This window comes from Campylobacter concisus (assembly GCF_050447505.1).
GTDB classification, from domain to species: Bacteria; Campylobacterota; Campylobacteria; order Campylobacterales; family Campylobacteraceae; genus Campylobacter_A; species Campylobacter_A concisus_BP.
In genome coordinates this window covers 320369-335580 of sequence record NZ_JALMFZ010000001.1, presented here as the reverse complement: position 1 = coordinate 335580, position 15212 = coordinate 320369, and the positions used below count along the sequence as shown (strand labels likewise).

At 39.8% G+C, this 15212-nt stretch carries 19 protein-coding genes; 4 read left to right on the top strand and 15 right to left on the bottom strand.

Going from position 1 to position 15212, the window contains the following annotated elements; genetic code table 11:
* Positions 1-2 precede the first annotated feature (2 nt).
* Both MTT09_RS01645 and MTT09_RS01640 read left to right on the top strand, forming a co-directional pair.
* Entirely contained in the window at positions 3-671 is a 669-nt protein-coding gene (locus tag MTT09_RS01645) for an amino acid ABC transporter permease (RefSeq protein WP_021088124.1), read from the top strand.
* The gene (locus MTT09_RS01640) at positions 671-1408 is read left to right on the top strand and encodes an amino acid ABC transporter ATP-binding protein (protein WP_103639045.1); all 738 of its coding nucleotides are present in this window, start codon (positions 671-673) and stop codon (positions 1406-1408) included. Before MTT09_RS01645 ends, MTT09_RS01640 begins: the two co-directional genes overlap by 1 nt.
* A gap of 28 nt (positions 1409-1436) precedes the next feature.
* Here the strand turns inward: MTT09_RS01640 and fldA are convergent, their stop codons facing one another.
* The 6 genes from fldA to MTT09_RS01610 all read right to left on the bottom strand — a co-directional run bounded on the left by fldA (position 1437) and on the right by MTT09_RS01610 (position 7529).
* The gene (fldA, locus tag MTT09_RS01635; protein WP_429802174.1) at positions 1437-1928 is read right to left on the bottom strand and encodes a flavodoxin FldA; all 492 of its coding nucleotides are present in this window, start codon (positions 1926-1928) and stop codon (positions 1437-1439) included.
* Positions 1929-1939: 11 nt separating this feature from the next.
* Positions 1940-2653: a hypothetical protein gene (locus MTT09_RS01630; RefSeq protein WP_429802172.1), complete on the bottom strand. Its 714-nt coding sequence runs from the start codon at positions 2651-2653 to the stop codon at positions 1940-1942.
* Positions 2654-2656: 3 nt separating this feature from the next.
* The gene (locus tag MTT09_RS01625) at positions 2657-2968 is read right to left on the bottom strand and encodes a DUF2325 domain-containing protein (protein WP_002939277.1); all 312 of its coding nucleotides are present in this window, start codon (positions 2966-2968) and stop codon (positions 2657-2659) included.
* Between the two features lie 137 nt (positions 2969-3105).
* Positions 3106-4869, bottom strand: a complete 1764-nt coding sequence (locus MTT09_RS01620) for a M3 family metallopeptidase (protein ID WP_429802170.1) — start codon at positions 4867-4869, stop codon at positions 3106-3108.
* 7 nt (positions 4870-4876) lie between these two features.
* Positions 4877-6268, bottom strand: a complete 1392-nt coding sequence (dcuC, locus tag MTT09_RS01615) for a C4-dicarboxylate transporter DcuC (protein ID WP_429802168.1) — start codon at positions 6266-6268, stop codon at positions 4877-4879.
* Positions 6269-6353: 85 nt separating this feature from the next.
* The gene (locus tag MTT09_RS01610; RefSeq protein WP_429802166.1) at positions 6354-7529 is read right to left on the bottom strand and encodes a sugar transporter; all 1176 of its coding nucleotides are present in this window, start codon (positions 7527-7529) and stop codon (positions 6354-6356) included.
* A gap of 156 nt (positions 7530-7685) precedes the next feature.
* Between MTT09_RS01610 and nifJ the strand changes: the two genes are divergently transcribed.
* Together nifJ and MTT09_RS01600 are read left to right on the top strand one after the other, a co-directional pair.
* Complete coding sequence (gene nifJ, locus MTT09_RS01605; RefSeq protein WP_429802164.1) at positions 7686-11264, top strand: pyruvate:ferredoxin (flavodoxin) oxidoreductase; 3579 nt, start codon at positions 7686-7688, stop codon at positions 11262-11264.
* Positions 11265-11360: 96 nt separating this feature from the next.
* Entirely contained in the window at positions 11361-11861 is a 501-nt protein-coding gene (locus MTT09_RS01600; protein ID WP_429802162.1) for a DNA-deoxyinosine glycosylase, read from the top strand.
* A gap of 71 nt (positions 11862-11932) precedes the next feature.
* Here the strand turns inward: MTT09_RS01600 and MTT09_RS01595 are convergent, their stop codons facing one another.
* The 9 genes from MTT09_RS01595 to MTT09_RS01555 form a co-directional block, all read right to left on the bottom strand.
* On the bottom strand, positions 11933-12337 hold the full coding sequence (locus MTT09_RS01595) for a hypothetical protein (protein WP_429802160.1): 405 nt from the start codon (positions 12335-12337) through the stop codon (positions 11933-11935).
* A 31-nt stretch (positions 12338-12368) separates the two neighbouring features.
* The gene (locus tag MTT09_RS01590) at positions 12369-12731 is read right to left on the bottom strand and encodes a hypothetical protein (RefSeq protein WP_429802158.1); all 363 of its coding nucleotides are present in this window, start codon (positions 12729-12731) and stop codon (positions 12369-12371) included.
* A gap of 76 nt (positions 12732-12807) precedes the next feature.
* Positions 12808-13146, bottom strand: coding sequence for a hypothetical protein (locus MTT09_RS01585; protein ID WP_429802156.1), 339 nt, complete (start codon positions 13144-13146; stop codon positions 12808-12810).
* Between the two features lie 47 nt (positions 13147-13193).
* Entirely contained in the window at positions 13194-13379 is a 186-nt protein-coding gene (locus MTT09_RS01580) for a hypothetical protein (RefSeq protein WP_429802154.1), read from the bottom strand.
* Between the two features lie 226 nt (positions 13380-13605).
* Positions 13606-13878 carry a hypothetical protein gene (locus MTT09_RS01575; protein ID WP_429802152.1) on the bottom strand — a complete coding sequence of 91 codons (273 nt, stop codon included), beginning with the start codon at positions 13876-13878 and terminating at the stop codon, positions 13606-13608.
* The gene (locus MTT09_RS01570; protein WP_429802150.1) at positions 13875-14234 is read right to left on the bottom strand and encodes a hypothetical protein; all 360 of its coding nucleotides are present in this window, start codon (positions 14232-14234) and stop codon (positions 13875-13877) included. The genes MTT09_RS01575 and MTT09_RS01570 overlap by 4 nt, the downstream gene beginning before the upstream one ends.
* A gap of 126 nt (positions 14235-14360) precedes the next feature.
* A complete protein-coding gene (locus MTT09_RS01565; protein ID WP_429802148.1) occupies positions 14361-14585 on the bottom strand; it encodes a hypothetical protein in 225 nt (74 codons plus the stop codon).
* Between the two features lie 138 nt (positions 14586-14723).
* The gene (locus MTT09_RS01560) at positions 14724-14906 is read right to left on the bottom strand and encodes a hypothetical protein (RefSeq protein WP_429802146.1); all 183 of its coding nucleotides are present in this window, start codon (positions 14904-14906) and stop codon (positions 14724-14726) included.
* On the bottom strand, positions 14899-15129 hold the full coding sequence (locus MTT09_RS01555; protein WP_429802144.1) for a hypothetical protein: 231 nt from the start codon (positions 15127-15129) through the stop codon (positions 14899-14901). The genes MTT09_RS01560 and MTT09_RS01555 overlap by 8 nt, the downstream gene beginning before the upstream one ends.
* Positions 15130-15212 lie beyond the last annotated feature (83 nt).

Genomic DNA, 15212 nt, shown 5'->3' with positions numbered 1-15212 from the left:
AAATGGAAAATTTAGATAGAGTGATCGAGCTTGTTTCAAGCTCGACGCTACCGATGATCATCGCACTTTTAAAAGTGACGATCCCACTTACTTTGCTCTCGTTTTCGCTAGGGCTTGTCATCGCCATTATCACAGCAGTAGCGAGGCTTTCAAATATAAAAATTTTAAAATTTATATTTGCCACCTATGTTTGGATATTTCGCGGTACTCCGCTTCTTGTGCAGCTTTTCATCGTATTTTACGGGCTTCCTAGCATCGGTATCACGCTTGATACTTGGAGTGCTGCTACTATCGCATTTAGCCTAAACGTGGGCGCTTATGCGTCTGAGTCTGTAAGGGCTGCCATACTTTCTGTGCCAAAAGGTCAGTGGGAGGCTGCCACATCGCTTGGCATGACACACTATCAAATTTTAAAGCGCATCATCGCACCTCAAGCAGTGAGGATCTCGCTCCCTCCGCTTTCTAACACATTTATAGGTCTTGTTAAAGACACTTCACTAGCGGCTTCTATAACGATGGTGGATATGTTTATGGTTGCTCAAAGGATCGCAGCAAGAACCTTTGAGCCACTCATCCTCTACATCCTAGCAGCACTCATCTATCTAGTGGTTTGCACACTTTTAACCTATCTTCAATCAAGGCTTGAAAAAGCTGTCTCAAGGTATGTCTAATGGCTATAAATTTTAAAAATATAAGCAAATCTTACGGCGATCATTTGGTGCTAGATAACATAAATACAAGCTTTAAAGAGGGGCAAACGACCGTGATCGTTGGCTCATCAGGTTGTGGCAAATCAACACTTCTTAGATGCATAAATTTACTTGAGATCCCACAAAGCGGCACTTTAGAGGTAGATGATAGGAGTGTAAATTTTAAAGAGAAGCTTAGCTCAAAAGAGCTTTTAGAAATTCGTAAAAAAACAGGCATGGTCTTTCAAAGTTTCAACCTCTTTCCACACCTAACAGCGCTTCAAAATGTCACAGAAGCTCCGATCTACGTTCAAAAAAAGGATAAAAACGAGGCGATAAAAGAGGCAAAAGAGTTTTTAGCTAAAGTTGGACTTAGCCATAAAGAAGATACCTATCCAAACAGGCTCTCAGGCGGACAAGCACAGCGCGTGGCCATCGCTAGAGCGCTAGCTGTAAATCCATACTTTTTGCTACTTGACGAACCTACAAGCGCGCTTGATCCAGAGCTTGAGGCTGAAGTTTTAAAGGTCATCTTATCTCTTGCAAAAGAGAAAAAGTCTATGATCATAGTCACTCATAATATGAATTTTGCTAGAAAGATAGCTGATAGAATTTTGTTTTTAGATAAAGGTGTGATCGCCTTTGATGGCTTAGTTGATGAGTTTTTTAACAGCCAAAATGAGAGGATAAAAAGCTTCATCTCGGCTATGGATATATAAATTTAGCTAGAAAATCTAGCTAAATTAACTATGCAAAGTATGGTTTTATCTGCTCGATCCAAGCTGAAATTCTACCCTCTGTCTTGTCACTTTGGTTATCAGCGTCAAGCGCTAGACCTACAAATTTACCATTTCTTACGGCATCAGAGCCATCAAATGTATATCCATCAGTGCTAACTTCGCCAACTACTTTTGCGCCAGCTTTTACAACCTCATCGTAGAGCTTTGCCATGCCGTTACAGTACTCATCTGAGTAGCTCTCGCTATCGCCCATTCCAAAAACAGCGACCGTTTTGCCGTTTAAATTTAACGCTTTAAAGTCAAACGCATCCCAGTCATCTTGCAGGTCGCCACTACCCCAAGTCGATGTGCCAAGGATGAGCTTATCAAAGCTATTTATCTTTGCCCCGTCCACGTCAGAGACGTTTAAAAGCTCGTTTTCAAGTCCCAAGCCCTCGCTTATAAGTTTTGCTGCATCTTCGGTATTTCCCATGCTGCTTCCATAAACTATACCTATCATTTTTATCCTTTTTAAAAAATTTTACTAATAATCGTATAAGGCACGAGCTTTATGCACCCTCTTGCAAAGCAGTGTCTAACCTCAACGTGCCGCCTAAATTCCTCATTTCTAGGGCAAACGATATAGACCATCTCGCACTCGTGACCAAGCGCGCAAACGGCTGCATCGATGTCGTCGTTTAAATTTCTCATATCATCAAAGCTCACCCTTTTAAAGCTTGGCATGACATTGAGTAAATTTTTGCCATTTTTTTTGACCGAGATGACACCACCATTTAGCACGACCTCTTTGTCCAGATGGCGGAGGCGTATTTTATCATAAACAAACTGGCAAAACATCTGCGCTGCATCAATGAAAAACTCAAATTCTCCGCTTTTATAAAGCATCTTTATCATCTTTGCAGCTGCCATCTTTGGCTCTTTTGCTACAAATTTCAACCCTTTAAAGTCATTTCTCAAATAAGCATTTATAACGATGTTTGAAGGTATGCAAAAGCTATCAACTGGTTTAAAATTTAAAAATTTCTCACGCAGTAAGAAATTTATCCTAGCCTCAAAAATGTCTTTGAAATTTAGAAATTTAGCGTAAGAAAGCGGGATCTTTAGCTCGCTTTCAACGCCAACATTATAAAGTGCGATGAAAATTTTCGCACGCGAAAGCTTGTCAAGCTTTGCAAAAATACTTGGAGTTATTTCGCCAATATCTGATAAAAACCCGAACTTCATCGATTATTCTTTGCATCCAAATTCCTTATCTAGTCCAAAGACCTTACAATACTCGCAAAATACGCAACTAACGCTTCTTTTGGCACAAACGATAGGAATATTTCTCTTTTTTGCTTGAGTTTTAATAGTCTTCATCGTGTTGTGGTTTAAAAAGCTAGTGAGCATCACCACGCACTCAGTATCTTGCGGGATCGGCTTGCGATTTACGCGGTTTTCATTTCTAGCATCCCAGTGCTCTATCTTCTCAGCGCCCAAATCATGCAAAACCGCCTTAATAGGCGTGATCTCATCTGCTCCGATAACTAAAACTGACATAACAAGCTCCTAATTTTTATTTGTTTTTCTGATAACGATTATAAAAAAGCTTAGCTAAAATTATTCTTAGTTATGATATTTATTATCACTTATTTGTAGAAATTTGTAACGTTTTTGGTTGTTTTGGGAGGTTAAATTTAAAAGTTAATTTTCTTTTCTAGCTTTTTAAACTCATCTGCGTAGCCCAAAGCATGGTCCACACACTGAAGCCAAAATTCGCTTCTTCTGGCATCTTTTTTGAAGTGTTTTTGCAAAAGATCTTCAACGCTCATCACCCCACTATCTATCAAAAATGCCTTATATCTTACCAGAAATTTACCGCTATCATTTTCAAATTCGCTTATTAAAAACTGCGATATCAAATAGCCGATCATATAAGGATAGTTGTAGATGTATTGATCTGTTTTGTAAAAATGCAGCTTAAAGTAAGGCAAAATGCTCTCACTATCTTTTGTCGTCTCGCCATAAAATTTATCCCACGCTATCTGCATGAAATTTTCTATCTCTTTAACGCTCACAACGCCATTTTGCCTAGCTTTTAAAAAGGCGCTTTCAAACTCATATCTAACGGCGATATTTAACATGAAATTTGCCGCTGACTTTAGCTCCTGCCAAAGGATATCAAAGCAAAATTTATCATTACTGCTACTTTTTCTAAGGTGATTTCTAAGCAGGGCTTCATTAAATGTACTAGCGCACTCAGCTAGGCTCATAGGCGGCTTTTGATGAAGTGCACAGATGTCGCGCATGAGCCAGTAGTGCCAAGCATGGCCTAGCTCGTGAGCCTGCTGTATCACGTGAGATAGAGCACCTGTATAGCTTGAAAAAAGTCGTGGCTGCTTAAATTTACCAAGCCAAACGCAAAATGCCCCAGCCGCTTTATTGTCACGCACCTCGGCCTCTATCCAGCCCTTTTCTAGCATCATATTAACAAATTCACAAGCTTCATTATCAACCTTTCTAAGTGCTGCAAGGATCAAATTTATAGCCTCTTCGTAGGAAAATTTATCCTTGCTAGCAAATGGCGAGGGAGCCAAAAGGTCACAAGCGTAAATTTCGCCGTTTGGAAAGTACTTTGCCCTAAGGCTCACGCACTCTCTTATCTTCTCTAGCCTCATGCAAACTGCCTCAAACATCGCTTCAAGCGTATCTTTGCTGATCTTATTTTGCTCCAGACTTGGCGTTAAAAAGTCGGTTTTTGCGGCATTAAATTTATTAAGCCTAAAGCCAGCTAGCATATTTAGCAAATCTGCGTATAAATTTGCATGCTTTTCATAGTGCTCTTTTAGCCCGCAAAAGACGCTCTTTCTTAGAGTTTGATCTGGTGAGCCTTTTAAAACGCCAGCGCATTTTGCGTAGCTATAGGTGCTTTCTTCGCCAGAGGCGTTTTTTGCTTTTACTGATATGAGGTTGTTTAGGTGCCTAAATATACCGTAAAGCGGCGCAAAGTTGCTAAGTGAAATTTGATCATAAATTTCACCACTTTTTGTGCTAAGCATACGCTGATAGCTATTTTTGTACTCATCATAAAGTGGCTTTATCTTTTTAAATTCATCACTTTTAAAGAATAAATTTGAGCCTTCAAGCTCGTCAATGGCATTAAAAATGGCTAGCTTTGCTTTTTCTAAATTTACCCCACTCATCAAAAGTGGGATCTCCGCAGCGCTTGCTCGCTCGTCTTTTACGTCATTGCTCGCCTTGCACCTGCAAAATGCCAAAAGTGAATTTAGCTCGCAAAAAGCAAGTTCATAAGCATTTATGGCTAAGCTTAAACCTTCTTTTTTGCTGGCTAAATTTCTAGCCTTTAAGATAAGAGCTTCTAAATTTTCAAACGCCTCTTTAAATTTAGCACTATCAATGTCGCCATAAGCATCGCTAAAGTCCCAAACAACTCGCTTCATACCGTCCTCACAATGAAAGTAAAAATACAAAAATATGATGACTTACTAGTCCCAAAATAGCAGGCACACTGCAGCGTTTTACGATATCCATTGGGCTGCACTTTAGCATGCCAGCTATGGCGATGACTACGCCTGATACTGGCGAGATCGGACGAGCGATCGTTGAGGCTTGGTGCATAGGAAGTACCAGCATGACTGAGCTTACGTTTAGTTTAGATGCGATTTGTGGCACCATCTCTATGAGCGGATAAAAGCTCGCTCCGTTTGAGCCAGAGATGATAGTAACTAGCGTTGTGATAACGACAAAGAGCACCGACATGCCAAAGCCAGCAAGTCCTAGAGTATTTGCGAGTTTTATGATCGCATCTATCATACCAAGAGCCTTAAAGCCCTCCGCAAAGACGCCAGCTGCGATGATTAAAACGACAACGCCGCTTAAACTCTTACCCATAGCGTTAAAAAAGACCTTTAGCCCATCAGCAATAACGTCAAATTTAAATTTACACCTTATCGCCTCAAATATCATGGCAATGACAACTGAGATGATGATAATGGCTGAAATATCAAGCTTAATAGAAGTGATAGCGTAGCGTGAGAATACAACGACTAATATCATCGGTAAAAAGGGCAGTAGTGCATAAATTTTAGGCGCCTCTTTAAGCTCGTCCTTTGTCCCCTCAAACTCCATAACATCGCCCACATGCTCACTACAAACCCAGCCCTCTTTTTTATCCAGATATCTGTTCCAAAAGACTAAAGCGATGCCGATAACTAGCGTCGTTGGCAGACCGGCTGGAATTTTATAGGTAAATACATAATCTAGTATATTAAGCTGCGTAGCCTTTGCAGCAGCGGCCGTTGAAGCGCCAAGAAGCACCAGTGAAACGGCTCCAGACATAGCGCAGATCGAGCCAACAGTTAGTTTATTTAGCCCAAGCGAGATGAGTACTGGCCCAAGCAGCGCAAGGCACAAAACGCCCAGCCCAACGGCACTGGTGATAACCATACTAATGAGCTTTGCGACTAAAAATGCGACAAAAACCATAATGTAAGGGTTTTTTATCATCTTAAAGCGCTTTGTAGCAATACCAACGAAGGCGTGGTTTGCTCCGATGTGCGTCATATAGCTTGCAAAACCGACCATAAACATGATGATGAGGCCAAGATTTGAAAGCCTGTTTGAGAACATGTAGCGTATAAATTCTACGATGTTAAAATATTCATTTCCTGTTGGCACAGCCTGCTTTGGCATAAAGTGCCCAGTGCCAAGCATGACCGAGCAGATCAGCATAAAAACGCCAGAGAGAAAGAGAACGAGTGGCGCGTATTTGCCTTTGACGATGGCATATCCCACTACAAAAAGGGTCACTAGACCAATTATAATACCCCCAAAAGCCATTTTATACTCCTTTGAGCGAATTTAACTGGTCAAATTCTAGTGCAGAAAACCTTTTTTTAAACTAAAATAAAAATTTTCATTTAATTTACTTTTGGGGCTCTTTTGCCCTAAATTTAACCGCCGCAACAAGAAAGATGACAAGTCCAGTTGCCGCAAAAAAGCTGCCAACGTTGCCGATATTTTGCTCGCCAAGATGAACTATCGTTTGATGACCTATTAGCGCGCCAGCTCCTATGCCGATGTTATAAATGGCTGAATATATCGCCATCGCAGCGTCCGTGGCATTTGAGGCTAAGCTTAATACCTTTATCTGAAAGCTCATATTTATCCCAGCTATGCCAAGACCCCAGATAAAGGCAAGCGCAAGCATAAAAGTCTCATTAGTAGCGATCAAATTTAACGTCAGTAAGCAGGCTAAAATGATCGCTATTGAAATAGCCGTAAAAGCATTTGGTATGAGCTTATAAAATTTAGAGAAAAGCCAGCTTGCTACGATACCAGCGACGCCAAATAAAAGCAAAAATATGGTGATAAATTTACCATCAAAGCCGCTAATATCTTTAGCAAATGGCTCGATGTAGCTATAAGTGCTAAAATGCGCGCTGATAACGATAGCAGTTAGCAAAAATATCACCATCAAAAAGCCATTTCTTGCTAACTCTGGCAAGCTTTTTAGCGAGCCTGAGTTCTTACTAGGCAAAAGTGGCAAAATTTTATATAGCCAAGCGCCAACGCCCACAGCAAAGATCCCTATGAGCCCAAATGTGACACGCCAGCCCAAGCTATCACCTAAAATCCTGCCAAGTGGCAAGCCAAGTATCATCGCCATCGATGTGCCAAGCGCTAAAAGCCCCAGAGCTTGCGAGCTTTTATTGATAGGCGCAACTCTAACAGCAAGCGAGGCAGTGATCGACCAAAATATGGCGTGCGAGATGGCTATTAGCACGCGAGCTATGACTAAAACAGTAAAATTCCAAGCAACAGCGCAAAGTGCGTGAGAAGCGACAAAGATGATAAAAACCTTTAAAAGTAGCGACCTTCGCTCTAAATTTGCAGTTAGCAGCATAAATGGTAGCGAGAGTATCGTCACACTCCACGCATATATCGTGATGATGAGCCCAGTATCAGCCGTACTCATGCCAAAATCCTTTGCTATATCGCTTAAAAGCGGCACCGGCACGAACTCAGTTGTATTAAATATAAAAGCTGCAAAAGCTAACGCGATAACCCTTAGATAGGCTATTTTATGGACATTTATCAAAATTTTATCCTTTTTACTTTGCCTCTACAATATTAAAATTTGACTTACATCTTAGTTATTTATAAATTTTAATTTTTTAATGATAGAGATTAATGACAAATTTTGGATTATTTCTTTATAATAAAGCCATTTTTAAGATAATTTTAAGGCGGAAATATGTCAAAAATAATGAAAACTATGGACGGAAACGAGGCCGCAGCTTATGCGTCATACGCATTTACCGAAGTAGCTGGAATTTACCCTATCACTCCTAGCTCGCCTATGGCTGACTACACTGACCTTTGGGCAGCGCAGGGCAAGAAAAATTTATTTGGTATGCCAGTAAAAGTGGTCGAAATGCAAAGCGAAGGCGGCGCAGCTGGCACGGTGCATGGCTCGCTACAAGTTGGCGCCCTAACTACGACCTACACAGCTTCTCAAGGCCTACTTTTAAAAATTCCAAATATGTATAAGATAGCAGGCCAGCTCCTCCCTGGCGTAATCCACGTCTCAGCTCGCTCTCTAGCAGCGCAGGCTCTTTCAATATTTGGCGACCACCAAGACATCTATGCCTGTCGCCAAACCGGCTTTGCTATGCTAGCAAGCGGCTCAGTGCAAGAGGTGATGGATATAGCAGGAGTTGCGCATTTAGCAGCGATAAAAGGCAGAGTGCCATTTTTACACTTCTTTGATGGCTTTAGAACGAGCCATGAAATTCAAAAAGTAGAAGTGATGGACTACGCGCACTTTGACAGACTTCTTGACCGCGAAGCGTTGCAGAAATTTAGAGACAATGCGCTAAGTCCAGAGAGCCCAAAAACTCGTGGCACAGCGCAAAATGACGATATATATTTTCAAACAAGAGAGCTAAGCAACCGCTTCTATGACGCGGTGCCAGATATCGTAGCAGAGTATCTAGCCGAAATTTCAAAGATCACTGGCCGTGACTACAAGCCGTTTAACTACTACGGCGACCCAGAAGCGACACGTGTCATTGTGGCTATGGGCTCAGTGACGCAAACTCTTGAAGAGGTCGTGGACTATCTAAACGCAAAAGGCGAAAAGGTGGGCATTATCAAGGTGCATTTATACCGCCCATTTAGCACGAAGTATCTCTTTGACGTGATGCCAAAGAGCGTAAAAAAAATAGCCGTCCTTGACCGCACAAAAGAGCCTGGCAGTCTTGGTGAGCCGCTATATCTTGATATAAAAGCTGCATTTTACGGCCAAAAGGACGCTCCAGTGATCGTTGGCGGCAGATACGGCCTAAGCTCAAAGGACGTCGATCCTGCGCAAATGCTAGCTGTGTTTAAAAATTTAAACCAAAGCGAGCCAAAAGATGGCTTTACGGTTGGTATCGTTGATGACGTGACTTTTACGTCGTTACCGACTGGAGAGAAAATTTCACTAAGCGATGATAGCGTTAAAGAGTGCTTATTTTACGGACTTGGCGCTGATGGCACCGTGGGCGCAAACAAAAACTCGATAAAGATCATCGGCGATAAGACTGATCTTTACGCTCAGGCATATTTTGCCTACGATAGTAAAAAATCAGGCGGCTACACGCGCTCGCACCTTCGCTTTGGCAAAAAGCCGATCCGCTCGACCTATCTCGTCTCAAACCCGCACTTTGTAGCCTGCTCAGTCGCTGCATATCTTGAAATTTATGACGTCATTGATGGCATCAGAGAAAACGGCACATTTTTATTAAACTCTATCTGGGACGCAGAGCAGACGATCGCCAAACTGCCAAATAAAGTTAAGAAAATTTTGGCTAGCAAAAATATAAATTTCTACATCATAAACGCAACAAAGCTAGCACACGACATCGGCCTTAAAAACCGCACAAACACCATAATGCAGTCGGCATTTTTCAAGCTTGCAGACATCATACCTTTTGAAGATGCGCAAAAATATATGAAAGAGTACGCGCACAAAGCCTACGCTAAAAAAGGCGAAGCTATCGTGCAGATGAACTACAACGCTATCGACGTTGGCGCAAATGGCCTCATAAAAGTGCCAGTCGATCCTGCGTGGGCAAATTTAGCAAATGATGATCAAAAAGATGAAAAATATATCGGCAACAGCTTCATCGAAAACGTCGTAAAACCGATAAATGCGGCTCGCGGTGACAGCCTACCAGTCTCAGCCTTCATAGGTTACGAGGACGGACACTTTGAAGCTGGCACGACGGCTTACGAGAAACGCGGCGTTGGCGTCATGGTGCCAAAATGGATCGAGCAAAACTGCATCCAGTGCAACCAGTGCGCATTTGTCTGCCCACACGCTGTAATCAGGCCATTTTTGATAGACGAGAACGAGCTTAACGCAGCACCACAAGGCGTAAAAGAGCACAACTTAGAAGCCAAAGGCAAAGAGGTCAAGGGACTAAAATATAAAATCCAAGTAAGCCCGCTAGACTGCACCGGCTGCGAGCTATGCGCTCAAAACTGCCCAAGTAAAGAAAAATCGCTCGTCATGGTGCCGCTTGAAGAAGAGCTAGGCAAAAACGAGCAAGAAAACGCTGATTATCTATTTAAAAAAGTCGCTTACAAAGACGATCTCATGAACAAAGAGAGCGTTAAGGGCGTTGGCTTTGCTAAGCCGCTCTTTGAATTCCACGGCGCTTGCCCGGGATGCGGCGAAACTCCGTATATCACGCTTATAACAAGGCTCTTTGGCGAGCGCATGATCGTTGCAAACGCGACTGGTTGTAGCTCGATATATGGCGGCTCAGCCCCATCTACTCCGTACACCACAAATGACGAAGGCAAGGGCGTTGCGTGGGCAAACTCGCTATTTGAAGATAACGCCGAGTTTGGCATGGGTATGAACGTAGCGATGGAGACTATGCGCCACCGTATAGAAGATATAATGAGAAACAACATAGATAGCGTACCAAACGCACTTTCAGCGCTTTATAACGACTGGATAAATTTCAAAAATGATGGCGTTAAAACGCAAGAGATCACGAAAAATTTATTGCCTATCTTAGAGCAAAATTTAAGCGCGCCAGGCGTTAAAGAAATTTTAGAGCTTAAGAAATTCCTAGTCAAAAAGTCACAATGGATCATCGGTGGCGACGGCTGGGCGTATGACATCGGATTTGGCGGACTTGACCACGTGCTAGCAAGCGGTGAGAACGTAAATGTGCTAGTGCTCGACACCGAAGTTTATTCAAACACTGGCGGCCAAAGCTCAAAATCAAGCCGCGCAGGCTCGATAGCGCAGTTTACGGCTAGCGGCAAGCCAGCTCAGAAAAAGGACCTTGGCTACATCGCGATGACTTACGGCAACATTTTTGTAGCGCAGATCAACTCAAACGCGAGCCAAGCAAACGTGATAAAAGCGATCGCAGTGGCTGAAGCCTATGATGGCCCAAGCCTCATCATCGCCTACTCTCCGTGCATCGCTCACGGTATCAAAGGCGGCTTATCGCAGTCAGGCGGCCAAGGCGAGCTCGCCACAAAATGCGGATACTGGCCGACATATCTATACGATCCGCGCCTTTTAAAAGAGGGACAAAATCCGCTCAAAATCACTTCAAAAGAGCCAGACTGGTCGCTTTATGAAGAGTTTTTACTAAACGAAGTTCGCTACAACTCGCTTAAAAAGACCAACCCTGAGCACGCAGACGAGCTACTAGCTAAAAATAAGGCCGACGCGCAAAGACGCTACCGCCAGCTAAAACGCCTTAGCCTAGCTGACTTTAGCGACGAGGTAGAGAGCAGCGAAGCTGCGCAAAGCGCTGAGTAAATTTAAATTTCTCTTGCCAAATTTAAACGGCAAGAGAAAATTTCATTAAATTTAGCCGTTTTTGGCGGCTAAATTTTCAAATTTAAAAGGTGGAAAATGAGCCAAACGCACCCTTTTAAGCCAATCTTTGATAAAAACTCTAAAATTTTGATCCTAGGCTCATTTCCCTCTGTCATCTCTCGTAAATTTGGCTTTTACTATACAAATCCGCAAAACCGCTTTTGGCGGGTGCTGGCTGGGATTTTAAACGCTCCACTGCCTGCGAGCACGAATGAAAAGATAAAATTTCTACTCTCTCACCACATCGCGATATATGACGCGGCGATATCATGCGATATAGAGGGCTCAAGCGACGCTAAGATGAGCAAGATCGTGCCTGCAAATTTAAAGCCATTATTTAAAGAGGCAAATATCACGCAAGTCTATGCAAACGGCGGCAAAGCTTATGAAATTTGCAAAAAATATTTAGAAGATGAGATCATAAAAGCAACAAAAAAAGAGGTGATAAAACTACCATCAACCAGCCCTGCGAATGCTAAATTTAGCCTTGAAAAACTTGCAAAAGAGTGGTCGGTGATAGCTAGAGCGCTAGAATAACAAAAATCAAAATGACTTTACCTTTGAATTATTTTTGCCTTGCGCCCCTTTGCATTACAAAATTTATAAATTTACCTCTTTAACTTTCGCTTTTTATTTCTAGATTTTGACCTAAACAGCGGCTCGGTCTTTGGTTTTGGCCTTGTTTCATAGTGTGTGTTATAGCCTTTTAGTAGCTCTTGTCCGCACTTTTCACATGTAGTTTCGCCTATATGATAAAATTTCATGCAGTCAGGGCACCACATGCCCTCTAGCCTTTGCACGACTGGTGGTTCTTTTCTAAAAGCCATCCAAAAACCATAAATACCTAACAGCAAAAAACCAAGTGCTGGTAGTAAGTATAAATAACCAGCATCGTCAAATTTAAAAAACTTCTCACCAACTTTTACACTTTTGTTAGCTAGCATAGAAATACAGTCAAGCAAGCACATAAATCCTATGAAACCCCAGCCTATGCGTTTAAATATACAAAACATTATAAAACTTAAATCTTCACTAATACAAAAGCTAACTATTTTTATATTTTGCAAACAAATTTAGTATTACTCTTGCAGCCAAAATAGTAAATATAAAAATAGCTATATATTTCATATAAGAGCCATCAAAAATATTCAAGATAAGCCTAAAGCCTAGTAGATATATCAAGAGCAACGCAATGAACGACAGAAGGTCAAATTTAATTAAGCCACTTGCTTTGCTATTCTTGACAAAAAATGGCGCAACACAATAGATAAAAGTACAAACAAAAAAGGAGACCGAGAGAAGATCGACTTCACTCCAGCCCCTAATATAGTACTTCCCATAGACCATACATAAAACGAGCTCTACAAACGATATACAACCCACAGCTACTCTTTCACCTTTTTCCATTCCACTTCCTATCTTGGCAATATCGCCTAAATTTTAAATGAATTTATATGGAACTTACATAGCCAATGAAAGAGTACTATATTTTAGATGCTTTTTTACCGTGCTTGTCATTAAATTTAGTTAGTGACTTACCACAATCTGGGCACCAAGAGACATCTTTGCCGATTTTAATTGCTTTGCCGCAGCTATTACACCATTTGCATTCAAATTCTTTCTTGATATCTTTAAATTTAATAGACCTATATCCAAGCCAAAAAAATAATATGGCGCCCGCTAATGCCGTCACACCAGAAAGCAAGTAGAAATCTCCCATCAAAGAGTAGTCGGTACTATCATATGCTCTTGCCATTTTCTTGCTAGTAAAAATTTGAATAGCAGTTATCAAAAATCCAATAGATATAAAGAAATTACTCATTTTTCATTGCCTTTAAGCCAACAAGGGTCAAATTTACAGTTCCTCAACTACTTTTTTAACTCCCTATATATAAAAAGCAAGCCAAGCATCGCCATGACCAATCCGACTGGTATATTTAGACCATAAGGGATAACATCTCCTTTTGGCAGACTAAAAATATTTATCGGTGGAGTTGGATCTATGAGTATAGACAGCCCTCCGGCAAAAATAATAAAACCTATTAAATAGTTCATTTATTTTTCACTTTTCCACTAACTGTCCATTTGTTAGACGGTGCTGCTTATCATTTTTATTTACTATCATATCCATTTCCTAAATTTCTCCCTATGGCTTTTTAATCGAGAAATTCTAAAGAATTTAGGTTTGGCTTTATTAATGTCATTTGGATTTTTGAATTTAACTCTTGCTTAAATTTAACAGATTTAAACGTTGTTTTATCCAAAACGCCAACTTTTATGCTTATCCTCTTGTGGCATTGTAACCAACCCACATTATAAATACAAATATAGCCTGTATCAAAGAGACGCCACCTATTGTGACGTCCATTGTTTTAAAATTCTTTTTCTGAAAGTCACTCTTTTTTATGCCGTTTTTAATTATGTAATATATATTTGTTAAGATTATCCCAGCAAAAATAATATCTCCATAGTATTCTCCAAAGAGAAGTTTTAGGATTACTATAAAGCCGATACATAATATGCTACCAAAAAAAATAATTAGAAATTTTTTCATTTTTTGTTATCTTTTATATCTGTTTCCAAATTTTCTAATTCGCTTGGAAATTGCTTATAATATTTCTCAATTTCTATTGTATCAATATTGCACTTAGGACATTTGCCTTTGATTGTATCACTATAATTGTAGCTCTTTTTACATTTAGGGCATTTTGTGAATTCAGGGTATTTTATTTTGTATTTTGTTCCTAAACATATAAAAAATAACCCAACAATGAAAAATCCAAAAATACTTTTTTCATCAACTGTTTGCCAACCATGAAATCTAAAATAAATTTTGCCACCAAATAAAGCCCAAATGGCTTCCAAAAGAAAAATACAACCTAAAAAGATAAATCCAAATTTAGCGTTCATTTTCTATTCCAAGTGTCTTTTTTATATTGCTATATCCTGTTAAACAAAGAATGTATTATCATTAAACATATTTTTGTAAATTTAACCTCAGTTGCTCCATTTATAAAAATATAAATTTAATTATTTCTATTTTTTGCTTTTACCATTTATACCATTGATGGTTTCAAAAAAATCCAGTATCTTCTTATTTCTAGCAAAAATAAAACATATTATAGAAAATATAAAGCAAAAACATATATTTTCTATGTTTGGCTCAAGTTTTTGTCTCGCACCATAAACGGATATCCCAAAGACTAATAAAACACCTTGGATAAACAAAATTATTGAAAAAATATAAAATACATATTTCATCTATTTTCCATAAAATCTAAAAAGCTTTTAATTCCAATTAACCAGCTTCCAATAATTCCAATCTAGTGCCACGACCATCCGGTAATCTTTTTCCAAAAATGTTATTTGTAACTTTCTTAAATTCCTGTTTTGAGATAGTCATTTTTCTTTTCTTTTATTCAATATTAATAAACATCCACCAATAATCAAAAAGCCGCTTATTGGTATGTATAATAATGGATTTGAAAAATCATGAAAAGCCCCTTGCGACAAAAATTGCTTAACAAACAACACTTTAAATCCAGCAATAATCATAACCAATGCAAGACAATATTTAATCATTTTTATCTTTTTCTAAATTTTTCAACCCATCTGGAAACTGTCTATAAAATTTCTCAACTTCTATTATTTCAACATTACATTTAGGGCATTTGCTATTTTTAGTATCAGCGTAATTATAACTATTTTTACACTTTGGACACTTTGTAAATTCTGGTATTTTAGAATTTAGCCTTATCAAATATATCGTATATGCGATCAACAAAATGATTAAAATTATCTGCATGGTTATAGACTGCACAGTTGATACTACATATACTTTTCCGCCTTTATAGCCTTCCTCTGCGAATAGTTTATATAAATTTAAAG